The following is a 15639-nucleotide window of genomic DNA, read 5'->3' as shown; positions in this document are numbered from 1 at the left end:
CGGGCTCACTGCGCCGTGCTGATGGCGGCGAGCGTCGCCGCGGCGCGCTTGGCGGCGCCGGTGTCGATGCTCTCGGCCGCCAACGCAGCACCCTCGCGCAGGTCGCGCGCGCGGCCCGCCACCACGAGGCCGGCGGCGGCGTTCAGGAGCACCGCGTCGCGATAGGCGCCCGGCGCGCCCTCGAACAGCGCCCGCATGGCGCGGCCGTTCTCCTCGGGCGTGCCGCCGACGATCGCGGCGAAGGGGTGGACGGGCAGCCCGGCATCGGCGGGGGTGATCTCGAACTCCTCGACCCGGCCGTCCGACAGCTCGGCCACGCGGGTCGGCGCGGTGATCGACAGCTCGTCGGTGCCGTCGCCGCCATGCACCAGCCAGGCGCGCTCGGAGCCCAGCCGGGCCAGCGTCTCGGCCATAGGCACGATCAGCGCCGGGTCGTAGGCGCCGGTCACCTGCCGCCTGACGCCGGCCGGGTTGGTCAGCGGGCCGAGGATGTTGAACAGGGTGCGGATGCCGATCTCGGCGCGCACCGGGCCGACATGCTTCATCGCCGGGTGGTGCATCGGCGCCATCATGAAGCCGATCCCGGCCTCCCTGAGGCCGCGCTCGACCTTGTCGGGGCCGACCATCACCTGGATGCCGAGCTGGCCCAGCGCGTCGGCGGCGCCGGAGCGCGAGCTGAGATTGCGGTTGCCGTGCTTGGCCACCGGCACGCCGGCGCCGGCGATCACGAAGGCGGCGGCGGTCGAGATGTTGAGCGTGTGCTTGCCGTCGCCCCCCGTGCCGACGATGTCGATCGCGCCTTCGGGCGCCTCGACCTTGAGGCAGCGGGCGCGCATCACCGTCGCGGCGGCGGCGATCTCGGGCACGGTTTCGCCGCGCATCCGGAGCGTGACGAGGAAGGCGGCCATCTGCGCCGGCGTCGCGTCGCCGTCGAACAGGATCGAGAAGGCGGCCTCGGCCTGCTCGCGGGTGAGCGGGCCCTCGATCGCGGCGGCGATCAGCGGTTTCAGGCGCTCGCTCATGCCGCCACCGGGCTTTGGTGGGGCGCCCGGCCCGGCAGCCGGTCTAGGAAGTTCTTCAGCATCTGGTGGCCGTGCTCCGAGGCGATGCTCTCGGGGTGGAACTGCACCCCCTCGATCGGCAGGTCGCGATGCGCGAGGCCCATGATCGTGCCGTCGGCCAGCTCGGCCGTGATCTCGAGGCTCTCGGGCAGGCTGTCGCGCTCGACCACCAGCGAGTGGTAGCGCGTGGCGAGGAAGGGCGAGGGCAGCCCGGCGAAGACGCCGCGGCCCTGGTGCAGCATCTGCGCGGTCTTGCCGTGCACGATCTCGTGGCAGCGCACGACGCGGCCGCCGAAGGCCTGGCCGATGGTCTGGTGGCCGAGGCAGACGCCCAGAAGCGGCATGCGGCTCTCGGCGGCGGCGCGGGTCAGGTCGAGGCAGATCCCGGCCTGGTCGGGGTCGCAGGGGCCGGGGCTGAGCACGATGCCCTCGGGGCCCATCGCCATTGCCTCGTCGACGCCGATCTCGTCGTTGCGCTTCACGACCACCTCCGCGCCCAGCTCGCCCAGATAGTGCACGAGGTTCCAGGTGAAGCTGTCGTAATTGTCGATCAGGAGAAGCATCGTCCCTCCGGGCCGGGGATGGCGGGGCAAATTCGGGGCTACCGCAAGCGGGTCGTCCCTTGGTAAGGTCGCGCCATAAATGGGACCGAGCGGCGGGAAACGTCAAGGTCCGGGGCGCGAGACAGGATGCCGGTCCGGCCGGCGCAGCGGGGCAGGAGAGATGGGCGCTGGCTTCATCATCGGGGGAATCTGGGGGCTGCTGGTCTCGGCGGGGGCGCTGGCGGTGGCCTCGCTGATCGCCGAACCGCCGAGCCGCGACGTCGCCGGGGCCGGTGCGGGTGCGGGGGCCGAAGTTCTCGAGACTGTCGAGCCCGACGTCGCGCCTGCGCCGGACGCCCCCGAGGACGCCACCGACACCGAGACCGACCCGGCCACCGACACCGCGCCGGACCTGCCCGAGACCGCCCCCGACGCCGCGGCAGAGGTCGAGGCGCCGGGCGGATCGCCCTTCGAGGCCCCCGACGCGCCGCGTCTGCCCGAGACCGAGCCCGCGCGCGTGGCTGCGACCGACACGCCGCGGGCCGACGTGCCGGCCGGCCCCGCCGCCATCCCCGAGGCCGAGACCGCGCCCGCCGCGACGCCCGAGGCCAGCCCCGACGCCGCCGGGCCGGGCCCGGTGCCGCAGGTCGACGAGGGGCCGCAGGTGGCGCTCTCGGCCGAGACGCCGGTGCTGCCCTCGCCGCAGTCGCGGGTGATCGAGGTGCCGGCCTCCGAGGCCGACATCACCGTCTCGACCGAGACCCCGCCGCCGCCCTCGCAGGCGCCGCGCGAGGTGATCGTGGCCGAGTCCGACGAGACCAATGAGACCGGCGCGGCGGCCGGGATCGAGGTCGAGGTCGAGCCGGTGGAGGAGACGGCGGAGGCCCCCGAGGCCCCGGAGGCGGGCGCCCCGGCCGGGCCGGACGACGCCCCCGCCTCCGACCGGGCCGCCGGGCCGGGCGAGGGGCAGGGCGAGACGGGCAGCATCACCGTCCTGCCCGACGCGCCGCAACCCCCGGCGCCGCCGGCCGCGGCCGAGGCGCCCGGCGTGCCGGAGGCGCCCGACGGCTCGGGCCGGGTGATCATGCCGACCGGCGAGGCCGAGCGCGACCTTGCCGCGCTGGGCCTGCCCGGCGGCGAGACCGGCGTGCGGGTGCGCCGCCCCGGTGCCGACGCGGCGGCGCCCGAGGCGGGCGCGGCCGATGAAACGGCGCTGCCCGACGACGCGCCGGCGCTTTTGCGCTATGCCGCGCCGCATGACGCGCCGGCCGGCGCGCCGCTGTTCTCGGTCACCTTGATCGATGACGGGGCGCTCGACGCGGCGGTGCCGGCGGCGGCCTCGATCCCCTTCCCGGTGACGATCGCGATCGACCCCGAGCTGCCCGACGCCGCCGAGCGGATGGCGGCGTGGCGGGCGGCGGGCTACGAGGTGGCGGCGCTGTCGCGGCTGCCGCGCGGCGCGACGCCGGCCGATGTCGAGGTGGCCTTCGGCGCCGCCTTCGCGCAGCTGCCCGAGACGGTGGCGCTGGTCGATGCCGGCGATGGCGGGCTGAGCGCCGATGCCGGGGTGACGCGGCAGGCGCTGGACCGGCTGGCCGCCGACGGGCGCGGTCTGGCGGCGCTGGCGCAGGGGCTGGCGACGCCGCTGCGCCGCGCCGACGAGGCCGGCGTGCCGGCGGTCGAGATCTACCGCGACCTCGACGCCGCCGGGCAGGATGCGCGAGTGATCCGACGCTTCCTCGACCAGGCGGCGTTCCGCGCCCGCCAGCAGGGCGCGGTGGCGCTGCTGGCGCGGCTCAGGCCCGAGACCGTCACCGCGCTGACGCTCTGGGGCAGCCAGAACCGGGCCGGGCAGGTGGCGCAGGTGCCGCTTTCGGCGGTGCTGCAGATGCAGACGCTGGGGCCGGGGAAATAACGGATCTGCGCTTTTGCGCACAGAAACGGCGCTTTGACGAGTGCGTTGTGCGGGTCCATGTTGGCGTCAGATTGACCCAACGGGATTCTCGACCATGACCGCGAACGTCTCCACCCGCACCGATGGCGCCTCTGCCTGGGCGCCGCAGCTGCTCAGCGTGCTGCGCATCACCAGCGCGCTGATCTTCACCCTGCATGGCAGCCAGAAGCTGCTGGCCTTCCCGGCCACCGACCAGCAGCCGCCGCTTCTGTCGCTGTTCGGCATCGGCGGCCTGCTCGAGCTGGTCGGCGGGCTGCTGCTGCTGATCGGCCTCTTCACCCGCCCCGTGGCCTTCGTGATGTCGGGCATGATGGCGGTGGCCTACTGGATGTTCCACGCGCCGCAGAACCTGTTTCCGACGCTGAACGGCGGCGACGCGGCGATCCTCTACTGCTTCGTCTTCCTCTACATCGTCGCGGCGGGCCCCGGCCCCTGGAGCCTCGACGCGGCGCGCGGCAAGGCCTGATCCGACAGGGCCCGGCACGCGAAAGGGCGGGGAATTCCCCGCCCTTTTTCTTTGTCCGGACGTTCGGTGGCTCAGCCCTGGCCGCCGGGCCGGAACATCGCGGCGTCGGCCGCCGCGCGGCGCAGCGCGTTCGACTTGTGCACCGTCTCCTGGTACTCGGCCTCGGGGTCGCTGTCATGCACCACGCCGCCGCCGGCCTGGATGTAGAGCTTTTCGTCCTTCACCACGGCGGTCCTGAGCGCGATGCACATGTCCATGTCGCCGCCGGCGCTGAAATAGCCCAGGCCCCCGCCATAGATGCCGCGCTTCTCGGGCTCGAGCTCGTCGATGATCTCCATCGCCCGCACCTTGGGCGCGCCCGAGACGGTGCCGGCGGGCAGGCCCGCGAGCAGGGCCGACAGCGCGTCCTGATCGTCGCGCAGCTCGCCCACCACGTTCGAGACGATGTGCATGACGTGGGAATAGCGCTCGATGATGAACTTCTCGGTCGGGCGCACCGTGCCGGGTTTCGCGACCCGGCCGACATCGTTGCGCCCCAGATCGAGCAGCATCAGGTGCTCGGACAGCTCCTTGGCGTCGGCCAAGAGGCTCTCCTCGTGGGCGCGGTCCTCCTCGGGCGTGGCGCCGCGCGGGCGGGTGCCGGCGATGGGCCTTATCGTCACCTCGCCGCCCATCACCCGCACGAGGATCTCGGGGCTGGCGCCGACCACCTGGTAGCCGCCGAAATTGAAGTAGAACATGAAGGGCGAGGGGTTGGTGCGCCTGAGCGAGCGGTAGAGCGCGAAGGGCGGCTCGGCGAAGTCCTGGGTCCAGCGCTGGGCCGGCACCACCTGGAAGATGTCGCCGGCGCGGATGTACTCCTTGGCCTTCTCGACGGCGGCGAGGTAGCCCTCGTGGCTGAAGTTCGACACCGGCGCGGACAAGGGCGCGGGGGCCTGCAGCGCGCGCGCCTCCTGCGGCACGGGGCGGTCGAGCGCGCGCATCGCCTCGGTCACCCGCTCGGCGGCCTGGGCATAGGCGGCGCGGGCGGATTGCCCGGCCCCGGCCCAGGCCGGCGCGACGAGGATCACCTCGCCCTTCACCCCGTCGAGCACCGCCACGACCGTGGGGCGCAGCATCACCGCGTCGGGCAGGCCGAGCGGGTCGGGGTTGACGTGGGGCAGGCGCTCGACCAGCCGGATCATGTCGTAGCCGAGATAGCCGAACAGGCCGGCGGAGGCGGCGGGCAGGTCCTCGGGCAGGTCGATCCGGCTTTCGGCGAGGATCGCGCGCAGCGTGTCGAGCGGGTGGCCCTCGAGATCCTCGAAGGCGTCGTCGTCGTAGCGCGCGGCACGGTTGACGCGGCTGGTCTCGCCCCGGCAGTCCCAGACGAGGTCGGGGTTCAGGCCGATGATCGAGTAGCGGCCGCGCACCTCGCCGCCGGTCACGCTTTCCAGGAGGAAAGCGTGCCGGCCCTCGCCGCCGAGCTTCAGCATCAGCGAGACCGGCGTGTCGAGATCGGCCGCCAGCCGGGTCCAGACCACCTGGTTCGCGCCGTTCTCGTAGCCGGTGCGGAAGGTCTCGAAATCGGGGCCGAGCGTCATGGGATGCCTTACCTGAAGGAGCTGTGGACCGCCTGGATGGCGGCGTCGTCGATGCGGATCTCGGTGTTGGCCTGCACCTCGGTGGCGTAGGCGGCGTAGATGTCCTGCGCGATCGAGCCGGCGAGCCGCTGTTCGATGGCCTGCCGCTCGGCCGCCACGGCCGGGTCGTCGGCCTCGGGCGCGGCGGTGGCGTCGAGCCGGACCACGGCGGCGCCCTCGGGCAGCGCGATGGCGCGGGTCTCGCCCTCTTCCATCTCGAAGATCTCGGTCACGAAGCCGGGCGCGGTGCCCTCGACGAAGTCGCGGCGGGTCAGGGCGTCGACGTCGCGCGGCGCGAGGCCCGCGGCCTCGAAGGAGGCCCCGCCCGCGATCTCGGCGGCCAGCGCCTCGGCGCGCTCGGTGAGCATCGTCTGCCGGGTCTCGGCCATGATGTCGGCCACCACCTGCTCGCGCACCTCATCGAGCGGGCGCAGCGCCGGTTCGGTCACGCCGTCGAGCCGCAGCGCGAAGACGCCGCCATCCTCGAAGCCGATCAGCTCGGGGAAGTCGCCCTGCTCGGCCACGGCGGCGGCCTGACGGAAGGGGGCGTAGGCGGCGATGCCGTCGGTCTCGCCCTCGGACCAGGACAGGCTGCCGAGCTCCATGCCGGTGCGCTCGGCCAGGTCCTCGAGCGCCGCGCCGCCGGCGAGCAGATCCTCGATCTCGTCGGTCGCGTCCTGGATCTCGCGCCGCGCCATGGCGCGGGCCAGCTCGCCGCGCAGATCGGGCGCGGCCTCCTCGAAGCTCACTTCCTCGGCGCCGAGCACGGCGTTGACCCTAAACAGCGCCGGGCCGAGGCCGGTCTCGACCGGGCCGACCACCTCGCCGGCCTCTGCCGCGAAGACCGGCTCGGCGGCGTCGCCCAGATCGCCGCGCGCCACGTCGCCCAGATCGGCGTCCGACAGGTCGAGCCCGCGCGCCTCGACCAGCGCCTCGAACTCGGCCTCGCCGGCGTCGAGACGGGCCTTGGCCTCCGTTGCGGCCTCGGCATTGGGGTAGACCAGGCGCTCGACCAGGCGGCGCTCTTCCTGCACGTAGTCGTCGATGCGCTGCTCGTAGAGGGCGCGGACGTCCTCCTCGGGCACCTCGATGCTCTCGCTCACGGTTTCGGGGCGCAGCCAGGCATAGGTGATCTCGCGCCGCTCGGGCGCGGTGTAGGCCTCGGGCGCGGCCTCGTAACGGGCCTGGATCTCGGCCTCGGAGGGGGCGGGGATCTCGGGGTCGAGGGTGATCTCGGGCAGCAGCACGCGCGGGCCGTCGCCCGCGGGCGCGGCGGCGGCGGCGGGCGAGAGCGTGACGGGCGCCCAGGTGATGTCGCGGCGCGCCATCAGGAAGTCGATCATCGCGTCGACATGCGGCTGGGGCGCGGCGATGCCGTTCACCACGGCGCTTTCGAGCAGCGCGCGGGCCTCGCCCTCGCGCAGCCCGGTCTCGAACTCGGAGACGGTCAGGCCGTTGCGGCGCAGCGCCTCGCGATAGGCGTCGCGGTCGAACTGGCCGTCGAGCCCCTGGAAGGCGCCGATCTGCAGCACCTGCTCGCGCACCCGCTCGTCGCCGACCGACAGGCCGAGGCGGTCGGCTTCGTTGTCGAGCACCCGCTCGGTCACCAGCCGGCCCAGAACGGCGCGGTCGAGGCCGATCTGCTGCGCCTGCGCGAGGCTCACCGCCTCGCCGGTCTGGCTTTCGAAGGCGCGGATGCGGCTTTGCAGCGCGTTGGCGTAGGCCTGCACCTCCAGCTCCTTTTCGCCGACCGTGCCGAGCCGGGTCGCGTGACCGGTCAGCCCCGTGGCGCCGAACCCGATGAGGCCCACGAAAAGCAGGATCAGGATGATCCAGACGAAGACGCGGTTGCCCTTTTTCTCAGCCATGACGGTCCCCCTGTCGCAGGCCTCGGCATGGGCCCGGATGCGTGTCGGTGTTGCATAGGCAAGAGGGGCAGGGCGCGCAAGCCGGGCGGGCCTAGCCGAAGCCTGCGAGCCGGTCCTCCAGCGCCGCGATGCCGGCCCGGTCGACATTGGCGAAGGCGATGCGCAGCTGTTTACGGCCCCGGGCGGAGCCCTCGGGCGTGAACATCGTGCCGGGCAGCAGGAGCACGCCCGCCTCGTGCACGAGGCGCTTGGCGAGCGCGTCCGAGGCCGCGTCGAACGGGTGCTCGATCCAGGCGAAATAGGCGCCGCAGCCCATCAGCCGCCAGCCGCGATCCGCGAGGCGGCCGAAGCTTTCGGTCACGGCGGCACGACGGTCGAGGATCTCGGCCCGCTCGCCCGCGAGCCACTGGCCGAGGTTGCGCATGCCCCACAGCGCGGCGCGCTGGCCCAGGCTGGTGGGGCAGATGGTGACGGTGTCTAGGAACTTTTCGGCCTCGGCCAGCCGCGCGGGCGAGGCGGTGAGCGCGCCGATCCGGTGGCCGGTCAGCCGGTAGGCCTTGGAGAAGGAGTAGAGCTGAATCAGCACCTCGTCCCAGTCGGGATCGGCGAAGAGGTCGTGCGGCGCGCCCGTGCGCGCGTCGAAGTCGCGATAGGTCTCGTCGAGGATCAGCGCCAGCCCGCGGGCGCGGCACAGGTCGCGGAAGGCGGCGAGCAGATCGGACGGGTACTCGACCCCGCCGGGGTTGTTGGGGCTGACCAGCACGATGGCGCGGGTGCGCTCGGTGATCAGCGCCGCCGCCGCCTCGGGGTCGGGCAGCAGGTCGTCGCCGGTCGCGAGCGGCACGGTCCTGAGCCCCGCCATGTCGTTCCACATGCGGTGGTTGAAGTACCACGGCTCGGGCAGGATCACCTCGTCGCCCTCGCCGCAGAGCGCGGCGAGCGCCGCGCAATAGGCCTGGTTGCAGCCCGAGGTGATCGCCACCTGCTCGGGGCGGACCTCGCCGCCGTAATCCGCGCTCCAACGCCCGGCGATCTCGGCGCGCAGCTCGGACAGGCCGAGCACGGGGCCGTAGAGATGCGCCTGTGCATCCTCCATCACCATCCGCGCCATCGCCTCGCGCAAGGGACGCGGCGGCGGGTCGAGCGGCGCGGCCTGGCTGACATTGATCAGCGGCCGCTCCGGCGGGAAGTCGACCCCCTCGAGCCAGCGCCGCGCCTCCATCACCGGTGGCTGGAAGGTGGAGCGGGTGCGGGCGATGGTCATGCGGCCTCCTGATGCGGTCGCGCGGAGGCTAGCGACGGCGGCGGGGGCGCGCAAACCCCAAAGCACTGGGCCAGAAACGCAAACGACCGGCCGCGCGGGGCCGGTCGTTCGATGTGTTGGGCGGTGGTGTCAGTCGCGGCCGCGATAGGGCTCGACATATTGCAGCGCCATGTCCCAGGGAAAGAAGATCCAGGTGTCCTGGCTCACCTCGGTGACATAGGTGTCGACCTGCTTGTTGCCGAGCGGCTTGGCGTAGACGGTGGCGAAATGCGCCTTGGGGTACATCTTGCGCACCAGCTCCAGCGTGCGGCCGGTGTCGACCAGGTCGTCGATCACCAGGATGCCGGTGCCGTCGCCCATCATCTCGGCGTCGGGGGCCTTGAGCACCTTGGCGTGCGACTGGCTCTGGTGCTCGTAGGACTTGACCGAGATGGTGTCGACGGTGCGGATGCCCAGCTCGCGGGCGAGGATCATCGCCGGCGCCATGCCGCCGCGGGTGATCGCCACCACGGCCTTCCAGGCGCCGTCGTCGGGCCCGCGCCCGTCGAGCCGCCAGGCCAGGGCGCGGCTGTCGCGGTGCAGCTGGTCCCAGGAGACGTGGAAGCCTTTCTCGTGCGGCAGTCGGTCGGTCATCGCTCTCTAGCCTTTCGTGATGTCGGGCGCGTCCGGGTTCTTCATGCCGATGACGTGGTAGCCCGCATCGACGTGATGCACCTCGCCCGTCACCGCCGATCCGAGATCGGACAGCAGGTATAGCGCGGATTTGCCGACCTCGTCTTGGGTGACGGTGCGGCGCAGGGGCGAATTGTACTCGTTCCACTTCATGATGTAACGGAAATCGCCGATGCCGGAGGCCGCGAGCGTCTTGATCGTGCCGGCCGAGATGGCGTTGACGCGGATGTTGTCGCGGCCGAGATCCTCGGCGAGGTACTGCACCGAGGCTTCCAGCGCCGCCTTGGCCACGCCCATGACGTTGTAATGCGGCATGACCTTCTCGGCGCCGTAATAGGTCAGCGTCAGGCAGGAGCCGCCCTCGTTCATCATCGCCGAGGCGCGCTTGACCACCGAAGTGAAGGACCAGACCGAAATGTCCATCGACATCAGGAAGTTGTTCTTAGAGGTGTCGACGTAGCGGCCGCGCAGCTCGGACTTGTCGGAGAAGCCGATGGCGTGGACGATGAAGTCGAGCTTGCCCCATTTCTCCTCGAGTTGGGCGAACAGCTGGTCGATGCTGTCCTCGTCGCCGACGTCGCAGGGCAGCACGATGTCCGAGCCCAGCTCGGCCGCCAGCGGGCCGACCCGCTTGAGCAGCGCCTCGCCCTGATAGGAGAAGGCGAGCTCGGCGCCGGCATTGGCGCAGGCCTTGGCGATCCCCCAGGCGATCGACTTGTCGTTTGCGAGACCCATGATGAGTCCGCGTTTTCCTGCCATCAGCTGCGATGTCATGAATGTCCCTCTTGCCGGTCCGGCACCGTTTCGATCCGGTTTAGGCGATCGCCGGGGGGGCATCAAGGCCACTGGGCGACGTGGCGTCACCGTGGCATCAATCGAACGGGCGGCGCATCCACGCGTCGAATGAGATAGACTGCACCCACCAGGTGTCGGGTGCGAGTGACGAAAGAGGGTTGATGACGGACCGTGATGGGATCTTCGCCGGCGAGGATCCGTTCGAGATCGCGCGTCGCTGGCTGTCGGAGGCCGAGCGCAGCGAACCGAACGATCCCAACGCGATCGCGCTGGCCACGGTCGATCCGCAGGGGTTGCCGGACGTGCGGATGGTGCTCCTCAAGGAGATCGAGGCCGACGCCTTCGTGTTCTACACCAATTACGAGAGCGCCAAGGCCGGGCAGATCGAGGCCGCGGGCAAGGCGGCCTTCGTGATGCACTGGAAGTCGCTCGCGCGGCAGATCCGCGTGCGCGGCATCGTCGAGCGCGAGGACGGCCCCAAGGCTGACGCCTATTTCCGGTCGCGTTCGCTCAAGAGCCGGCTCGGGGCCTGGGCCTCGCGCCAGAGCCGGCCGCTGGCCTCGCGCGCGGCGCTGGTGGCCGAGGTGACGCGGCAGGGCGTTCTGCGCGGGCCCGACCCGGCGCGGCCCCCCTTCTGGGGCGGCTACCGGATTCGGCCGCTGGAGATCGAGTTCTGGGCCGATGGGGCATTTCGGCTTCACGACCGGCACAAATGGTCGCGAGCCGAGCCCGGAGAACGGTTCGAAGTGATACGGTTGAGCCCATGATTTCACGTGGAATGAAATTGGGGGCTTGTGCGGAAACCGCGCCTGTGATGCAGAGACGCCCGACGTTGGGACGGGCGGTCCGGGGCCGCTGGAGGCACGAATGAGCGAGATGGTGGACAAGGACTCCGACGGCAAGATCGAAGTGGCGGGTCATGTGAAATGGTTCGACACGGCCAAGGGGTTCGGCTTCATCGTTCCCGATTCAGGCGGGGCGGACATCCTGCTGCACGGCAACGTGCTGCGCAATTACGGCCAGAACTCGGTCGCCGACGGCACGCGGATCCGGATCCTCGCGCAACGCACCGAGCGCGGCATCCAGGCGGTCTCGATCATCGCGCTCGAGGCGCCGGCGCAACCCGGCGCGGCGCCGCTGGCGGACTTCGCCGAGTTCGACCCCGCCTTCCTCGCCGCGCTGCCGCTCGAGCCCGCGCGGGTGAAGTGGTTCGACAAGGCCAAGGGCTTCGGCTTCGCCAACCTGTTCGGCGCGCCCGACGACATCTTCTTGCATATCGAGGTGCTGCGCAGCTCGGGCTTCGCCGACCTTCAGCCCGGCGAGGCGGTGGCGCTGAAGGTGATCGAGGGCAAGCGCGGCCGCATGGCGACCGCGATCCTGGCCTGGGATGCGGCGCTGCACGCCGACGAGCGGGGCGGCGCCGCATGATGCGAATCGCGCCGGGCCTGCTGGCCGCCCTCATGGCCCTTGCGGGCCCCGCCGCGGCCGCCGTCTGCGCCGAGGACGAGGTGCTGCTGCGCGGCGAATGGGGGCAGGCGCGATTCGACGTCGAGGTCGCCGACGACGACGCCGAGCGCGCGCGCGGCCTGATGTTCGTCGAGGAGATGCCGCGCATGTCGGGCATGCTCTTCGTCTACGACAGCCCGCGCTTCGCCTCGTTCTGGATGCGAAACACGCTGATTCCGCTCGACATCATCTTCGCGGGCGCGGATGGGCGGGTGCGGCACGTGCATGAGGGCGCGGTGCCCCTCGACGAGACGCCGATCCCCGGCGGGCCGGACATCCAGTACGTGCTCGAGGTCAATGGCGGCATGGCGGGACGGCTCGGCATCGCGCCGGGCGACACGATGCGCCACCCCGCGATCGGCAGCGCCGCGACCCCCGCCGCCGACCCCTGCGACTGAGCCGGGAGAATGGCTCGGGCGGCGCTTGCGCCCGGGCCGCGCGCGGCCTAGAAGGGCCACGGTTCGGGGCGTAGCGCAGCCTGGTAGCGCATCTGTTTTGGGAACAGAGGGTCGCAGGTTCGAATCCTGCCGCCCCGACCAGATCCTCACATCATTCGAGGTATCGGCCGGTCCCGCGGGCCCTTCGGGGCCTTGGGTATCGTCCTTCTGCCGTTCGCGACCCGGCCCGCTGCCGAATTGAGAGCGGGCGAAGCTCACCGTTCTCCCGGCTGACCGGGACGCGCCGGGAGGCGTGCCGTCGTCGTTCGGTCGACGTCGTTGCGATCGGGCCGGGGCGCGGTCGGACTGGCAGATCGTGCGAATCCCCCCGAGGCCCGGCACCCGCCGTCGCGGCCGGTCCGGCTCCGGCGACGGCGCATCGCCCCGGAATCGGCGCTGTGGCACGTCGGATACACCCTTCGGTGGACAACTCGGCCCCGCTGTTGTCCCGGCCTGTGGATAGATTGCGAACCTGCGGCGGCTGCCTCGGGGTCAGCCTGTCGCCACCGCCGCATCGCCCTGATTCGCAGGGCGATTCCGGGCCTCGGCCCCGTGAATGACCCTGTGGATAAGCCTGTGGGTGAAGCCCGTGGGGCGGGGGATGGATTTCGCGCCTGTCTGGCGCGCGCCGGGAATCCGCCGCGGCCCGGGTGGCACGCGTTGACCGTCTGCCGGGCCTGCCACAGGGTCGGTCGGATCGCCGGGGCAGGCTCCGGCAATTGGCGATTCCGACGGACGAGGGCAGGCATGCGGATCGAGCGGCGCTTCACGACGGCCGGGCAGGACCCCCTGTCCGGGCTCGCCATGCGCCGGCTGCCCGAGGGCGGCGCGCTGGTGCCCTTCGACTGGAGCGAGGCGGAGGCGAACGCCTTCGCCGCCCATGGCCTCGCGCCGGTGCCGGTGCCCGCGCGCCAGAGCCGGATGCCGGAAGCGGGCCTGCCGATGGCGCTGTGGCCCGCCGCGGGCGATGCGCCGCGCGACGCGGCCGAGCGCGACGCCCGCGCCGCGATCGGCCGGCTGGCCGGCGCGCTGGCGCATGGCGGCTGGCAGCAGGGCCGTTTCGCGCGCCCCGCCGACGCCATGGCCTTCCGCGACGAGATCGCGGCGACCCTGCTGCGGCGCATGGCGGTGCCGGACCGGGCCTTCTGGCAGGGCGTCGGGCTGGGCTGGGCCTACGGCATCGACGGCGATGCGGGCCGCATGGCCGAGCCCGCCGCCGTGGCCGCGACCGAAGAACTGCTCGGGGCGGCGCGGGGTGCCGCGCTGATCCGTGCGGCCGGGCCGGTCGCGCCGCGTCAGGTGGCGCCGCTCGACGCGGTGGCGGGCGCCCAGCGGCAGGGTGCGGCGGCGGATCTGGCCCGGGCGATCGGTGCTGCGCGGGTGGCGGGACTGTCGGACCAATGGATCGGCCGCGCGGTGCGCCATGGCCGCCAGGACCGGCCCGGCCGGCCGCCCTGGCGCGACCTGCCGGCCCCCGGCGCGCGGACCGCGCTGCGGCTGGCGGTCACCTCCGAGCCCGGCCCGGCGCTGGCCGCGGCGCTGTGCGACGGCGTCCGCCTCGACCTGCAACTGGCCGAACGGCGCGGGCCTGCGCCGCGCGCGGCGCTGCGTCTCACCGCATTCGATGCGGATGGCGGCTTCGACCGGGCGGGCTTCGTCCATGCCGCGGGGCTCTGGGCGCTGGCGCTCGACATCGCGGCCGGGCCGGGCGGGCTCGGTCTGCTCGATCTCGGGGCATGGTTGGCGGGGCAGGGGCTGGCCTATGCCACGCCGGCCGCCCGCGCGGCGGCCGCCGAGGCTGGGGACCTGCTGCAGCAGGGCTGCGCGCAGGCCGGGGGGCGCACCGTCGCCGCCATCGGCCGGATCGACGCCGCCGCGATCGCCGGCTGCCCGGCCGAGCCGCTGGCGCCGCTCGCCGCGCTGGTGACGGAGACCGAGATGGCCGGCGAGGCGCATCAGCGCGCCCCGCATCCGGCGGTGATGCGCGGGCTCGAGGCGCTCGGCCTCGACGCCGCGGCGCGGATGGCGGCGATCCGACACCTTGCCGGGCACGGCACGCTCGACGCGGCCCCCGGCCTCGACCACGCGGCGCTGCGCCGGCGCGGCTTCGGGACCGAGCAGATCGCCCGCGTCGAGGCGGCGCTGGCCGAAAGCGGCGGGCTGCGGCAGGCGCTGACGCCGTGGCGGCTGGGCCGCGGCTTCTGCGCGCAGGCGCTTGGGCTGGAACTGGCCGACTACGCCGACCCGAGGCGCGATTTCCTGGCCGATCTGGGCATCTCGCCGGCGGTGCTGGCGCGGGCCGAGCGGCACGTCTTCGGCCATGGCACGCTGCGCGGCGCGCCGGGGCTGAGCGAGGCGCAGGCGATGGTGTTCGACCACGCCGCCCCCGGCGGCGCCAGGGCCGACCAGGTCGATGTCGCGGCGCAGATCGACATGGCGGCGGCGCTGCAGGCGGCGGTCGCGGGCGAGGTCGTGTCGCGCATCGCCCTGCCGGATGCCGCCGGGCCGGCCGAGGCCGCCGCCGCCATCGAGCGCGCCCGGGCCGCGGGGCTCGGCCGCGTGGTGCTGCACAGAGACGCCGACGCCGCCGCGCTGGCGACGCTGAGCGAGTTGGAGCGCGCCCTGCCGCGCCGGGCCGAGCCCGCGATGGCCCCGCCGCAGCGGCTGCTGGACGACGCCGCGCCCGCGCCGGGCCGCGCCACGCGGGCCCGCCCGCGCCGCGCCGCCCGCAAGCGCCCCGATCGTCACGCCTGACCGGAACAGCCGCCCCGGCCCGGTGTTGGCCTCGCGAAGCGAACGGGAGCCGGGGCGAGGCATGGCCAAGCAGACACACGCGGTCGAGGATATCCTCGACCGGTTGAAGCAGCAGGGGCGCGACGCGCAGCAGGTCACGGTCGACGACGTGATCTCGGCGCTGGGGAACCGCGGCCACGGGCCGTTCCTCTTCGTGCCGGCGCTGATCGAGATCTCGCCCATCGGCGGCATTCCCGGCGTGCCGACGCTGCTGGCGCTGATCATCTCGATCTTCGCGGTGCAGCTGGTGCTGCGGCGCGACGATCTGTGGCTGCCGGGCGTGCTGCGACGGCGCAGCGTGCCGGGCGACAAGCTGCGCGCGGCGGCCGAGAAGATGGAGGGCGTCGGCGACTGGCTCGACCGCTGGTTCCACGGCCGATGGACGCGCCTGACCGGCGCGCGCGCGACGCGGCTGGCGGGGGTGGCGGTGCTGGTGCTGTGCCTGACCGTACCGCCGCTGGAGCTGGTGCCCTTCGCCTCGACCGCGCCGATGGCGGCGATCGTGGCGATCGGGCTGGCGCTGACGCTGCGCGACGGGCTGCTGATGGCGCTGGGGCTGGCGCTCGCGCTCGCGGCGCTGGGCGTCGGCGGCTGGTTCGCGCTGGGCGGTGGCTGAGCGGCGGGGCTGGCGCATCCGGCCCGGGCGCGCCATGGTCGCC

14 protein-coding genes and 1 tRNA gene are annotated in these 15639 nt (G+C 73.0%); 8 read left to right on the top strand and 7 right to left on the bottom strand.

Going from position 1 to position 15639, the window contains the following annotated elements; all coding sequences use genetic code 11:
* Positions 1-5: 5 nt before the first annotated feature.
* Positions 6-1022, bottom strand: a complete 1017-nt coding sequence (gene trpD / locus BLT43_RS12260; protein WP_090113265.1) for an anthranilate phosphoribosyltransferase — start codon at positions 1020-1022, stop codon at positions 6-8.
* Positions 1019-1624: an anthranilate synthase component II gene (locus tag BLT43_RS12255; protein ID WP_090113263.1), complete on the bottom strand. Its 606-nt coding sequence runs from the start codon at positions 1622-1624 to the stop codon at positions 1019-1021. The genes trpD and BLT43_RS12255 overlap by 4 nt, the downstream gene beginning before the upstream one ends.
* 160 nt (positions 1625-1784) lie before the next feature.
* Here BLT43_RS12255 and BLT43_RS12250 point away from each other — a divergent pair, with 160 nt between their 5' ends.
* Together BLT43_RS12250 and BLT43_RS12245 are read left to right on the top strand one after the other, a co-directional pair.
* The gene (locus BLT43_RS12250) at positions 1785-3518 is read left to right on the top strand and encodes a divergent polysaccharide deacetylase family protein (protein WP_090113261.1); all 1734 of its coding nucleotides are present in this window, start codon (positions 1785-1787) and stop codon (positions 3516-3518) included.
* 94 nt (positions 3519-3612) lie between these two features.
* A complete protein-coding gene (locus BLT43_RS12245) occupies positions 3613-4023 on the top strand; it encodes a DoxX family protein (RefSeq protein WP_090113259.1) in 411 nt (136 codons plus the stop codon).
* 71 nt (positions 4024-4094) lie between these two features.
* Here BLT43_RS12245 and trpE read toward each other — a convergent pair whose 3' ends face one another.
* From trpE to fabI, 5 genes are all read right to left on the bottom strand, one after another.
* The gene (gene trpE / locus BLT43_RS12240; RefSeq protein ID WP_090113258.1) at positions 4095-5606 is read right to left on the bottom strand and encodes an anthranilate synthase component I; all 1512 of its coding nucleotides are present in this window, start codon (positions 5604-5606) and stop codon (positions 4095-4097) included.
* A gap of 8 nt (positions 5607-5614) precedes the next feature.
* Positions 5615-7513, bottom strand: coding sequence for a peptidylprolyl isomerase (locus BLT43_RS12235; RefSeq protein ID WP_165612606.1), 1899 nt, complete (start codon positions 7511-7513; stop codon positions 5615-5617).
* A gap of 91 nt (positions 7514-7604) precedes the next feature.
* Entirely contained in the window at positions 7605-8777 is a 1173-nt protein-coding gene (locus tag BLT43_RS12230) for an aminotransferase (protein WP_090113254.1), read from the bottom strand.
* 129 nt (positions 8778-8906) lie between these two features.
* On the bottom strand, positions 8907-9410 hold the full coding sequence (gpt, locus tag BLT43_RS12225) for a xanthine phosphoribosyltransferase (RefSeq protein WP_090113252.1): 504 nt from the start codon (positions 9408-9410) through the stop codon (positions 8907-8909).
* A gap of 6 nt (positions 9411-9416) precedes the next feature.
* Positions 9417-10223 carry an enoyl-ACP reductase FabI gene (fabI, locus tag BLT43_RS12220; RefSeq protein WP_090113250.1) on the bottom strand — a complete coding sequence of 269 codons (807 nt, stop codon included), beginning with the start codon at positions 10221-10223 and terminating at the stop codon, positions 9417-9419.
* A gap of 182 nt (positions 10224-10405) precedes the next feature.
* On the opposite strand from fabI, the gene pdxH reads away from it, so the two are divergent.
* From pdxH to BLT43_RS12190, 6 genes are all read left to right on the top strand, one after another.
* Entirely contained in the window at positions 10406-11011 is a 606-nt protein-coding gene (gene pdxH / locus BLT43_RS12215) for a pyridoxamine 5'-phosphate oxidase (protein WP_090113248.1), read from the top strand.
* Positions 11012-11111: 100 nt separating this feature from the next.
* Positions 11112-11672: a cold-shock protein gene (locus BLT43_RS12210; protein ID WP_090113246.1), complete on the top strand. Its 561-nt coding sequence runs from the start codon at positions 11112-11114 to the stop codon at positions 11670-11672.
* Complete coding sequence (locus tag BLT43_RS12205) at positions 11669-12148, top strand: DUF192 domain-containing protein (protein WP_090113244.1); 480 nt, start codon at positions 11669-11671, stop codon at positions 12146-12148. The genes BLT43_RS12210 and BLT43_RS12205 overlap by 4 nt, the downstream gene beginning before the upstream one ends.
* A gap of 64 nt (positions 12149-12212) precedes the next feature.
* Positions 12213-12289 (top strand) — tRNA-Pro (locus BLT43_RS12200).
* 645 nt (positions 12290-12934) lie between these two features.
* Positions 12935-14941: a hypothetical protein gene (locus tag BLT43_RS12195; RefSeq protein ID WP_090113242.1), complete on the top strand. Its 2007-nt coding sequence runs from the start codon at positions 12935-12937 to the stop codon at positions 14939-14941.
* Positions 14942-15002: 61 nt separating this feature from the next.
* Complete coding sequence (locus tag BLT43_RS12190; RefSeq protein WP_090113240.1) at positions 15003-15596, top strand: exopolysaccharide biosynthesis protein; 594 nt, start codon at positions 15003-15005, stop codon at positions 15594-15596.
* The last annotated feature ends 43 nt before the right edge of the window (positions 15597-15639 follow it).

Origin of the sequence: Limimaricola pyoseonensis, assembly GCF_900102015.1 — a bacterium.
Taxonomy (GTDB): Bacteria; Pseudomonadota; Alphaproteobacteria; order Rhodobacterales; family Rhodobacteraceae; genus Limimaricola; species Limimaricola pyoseonensis.
This window is presented reverse-complemented; position numbering and strand designations above follow the sequence as displayed.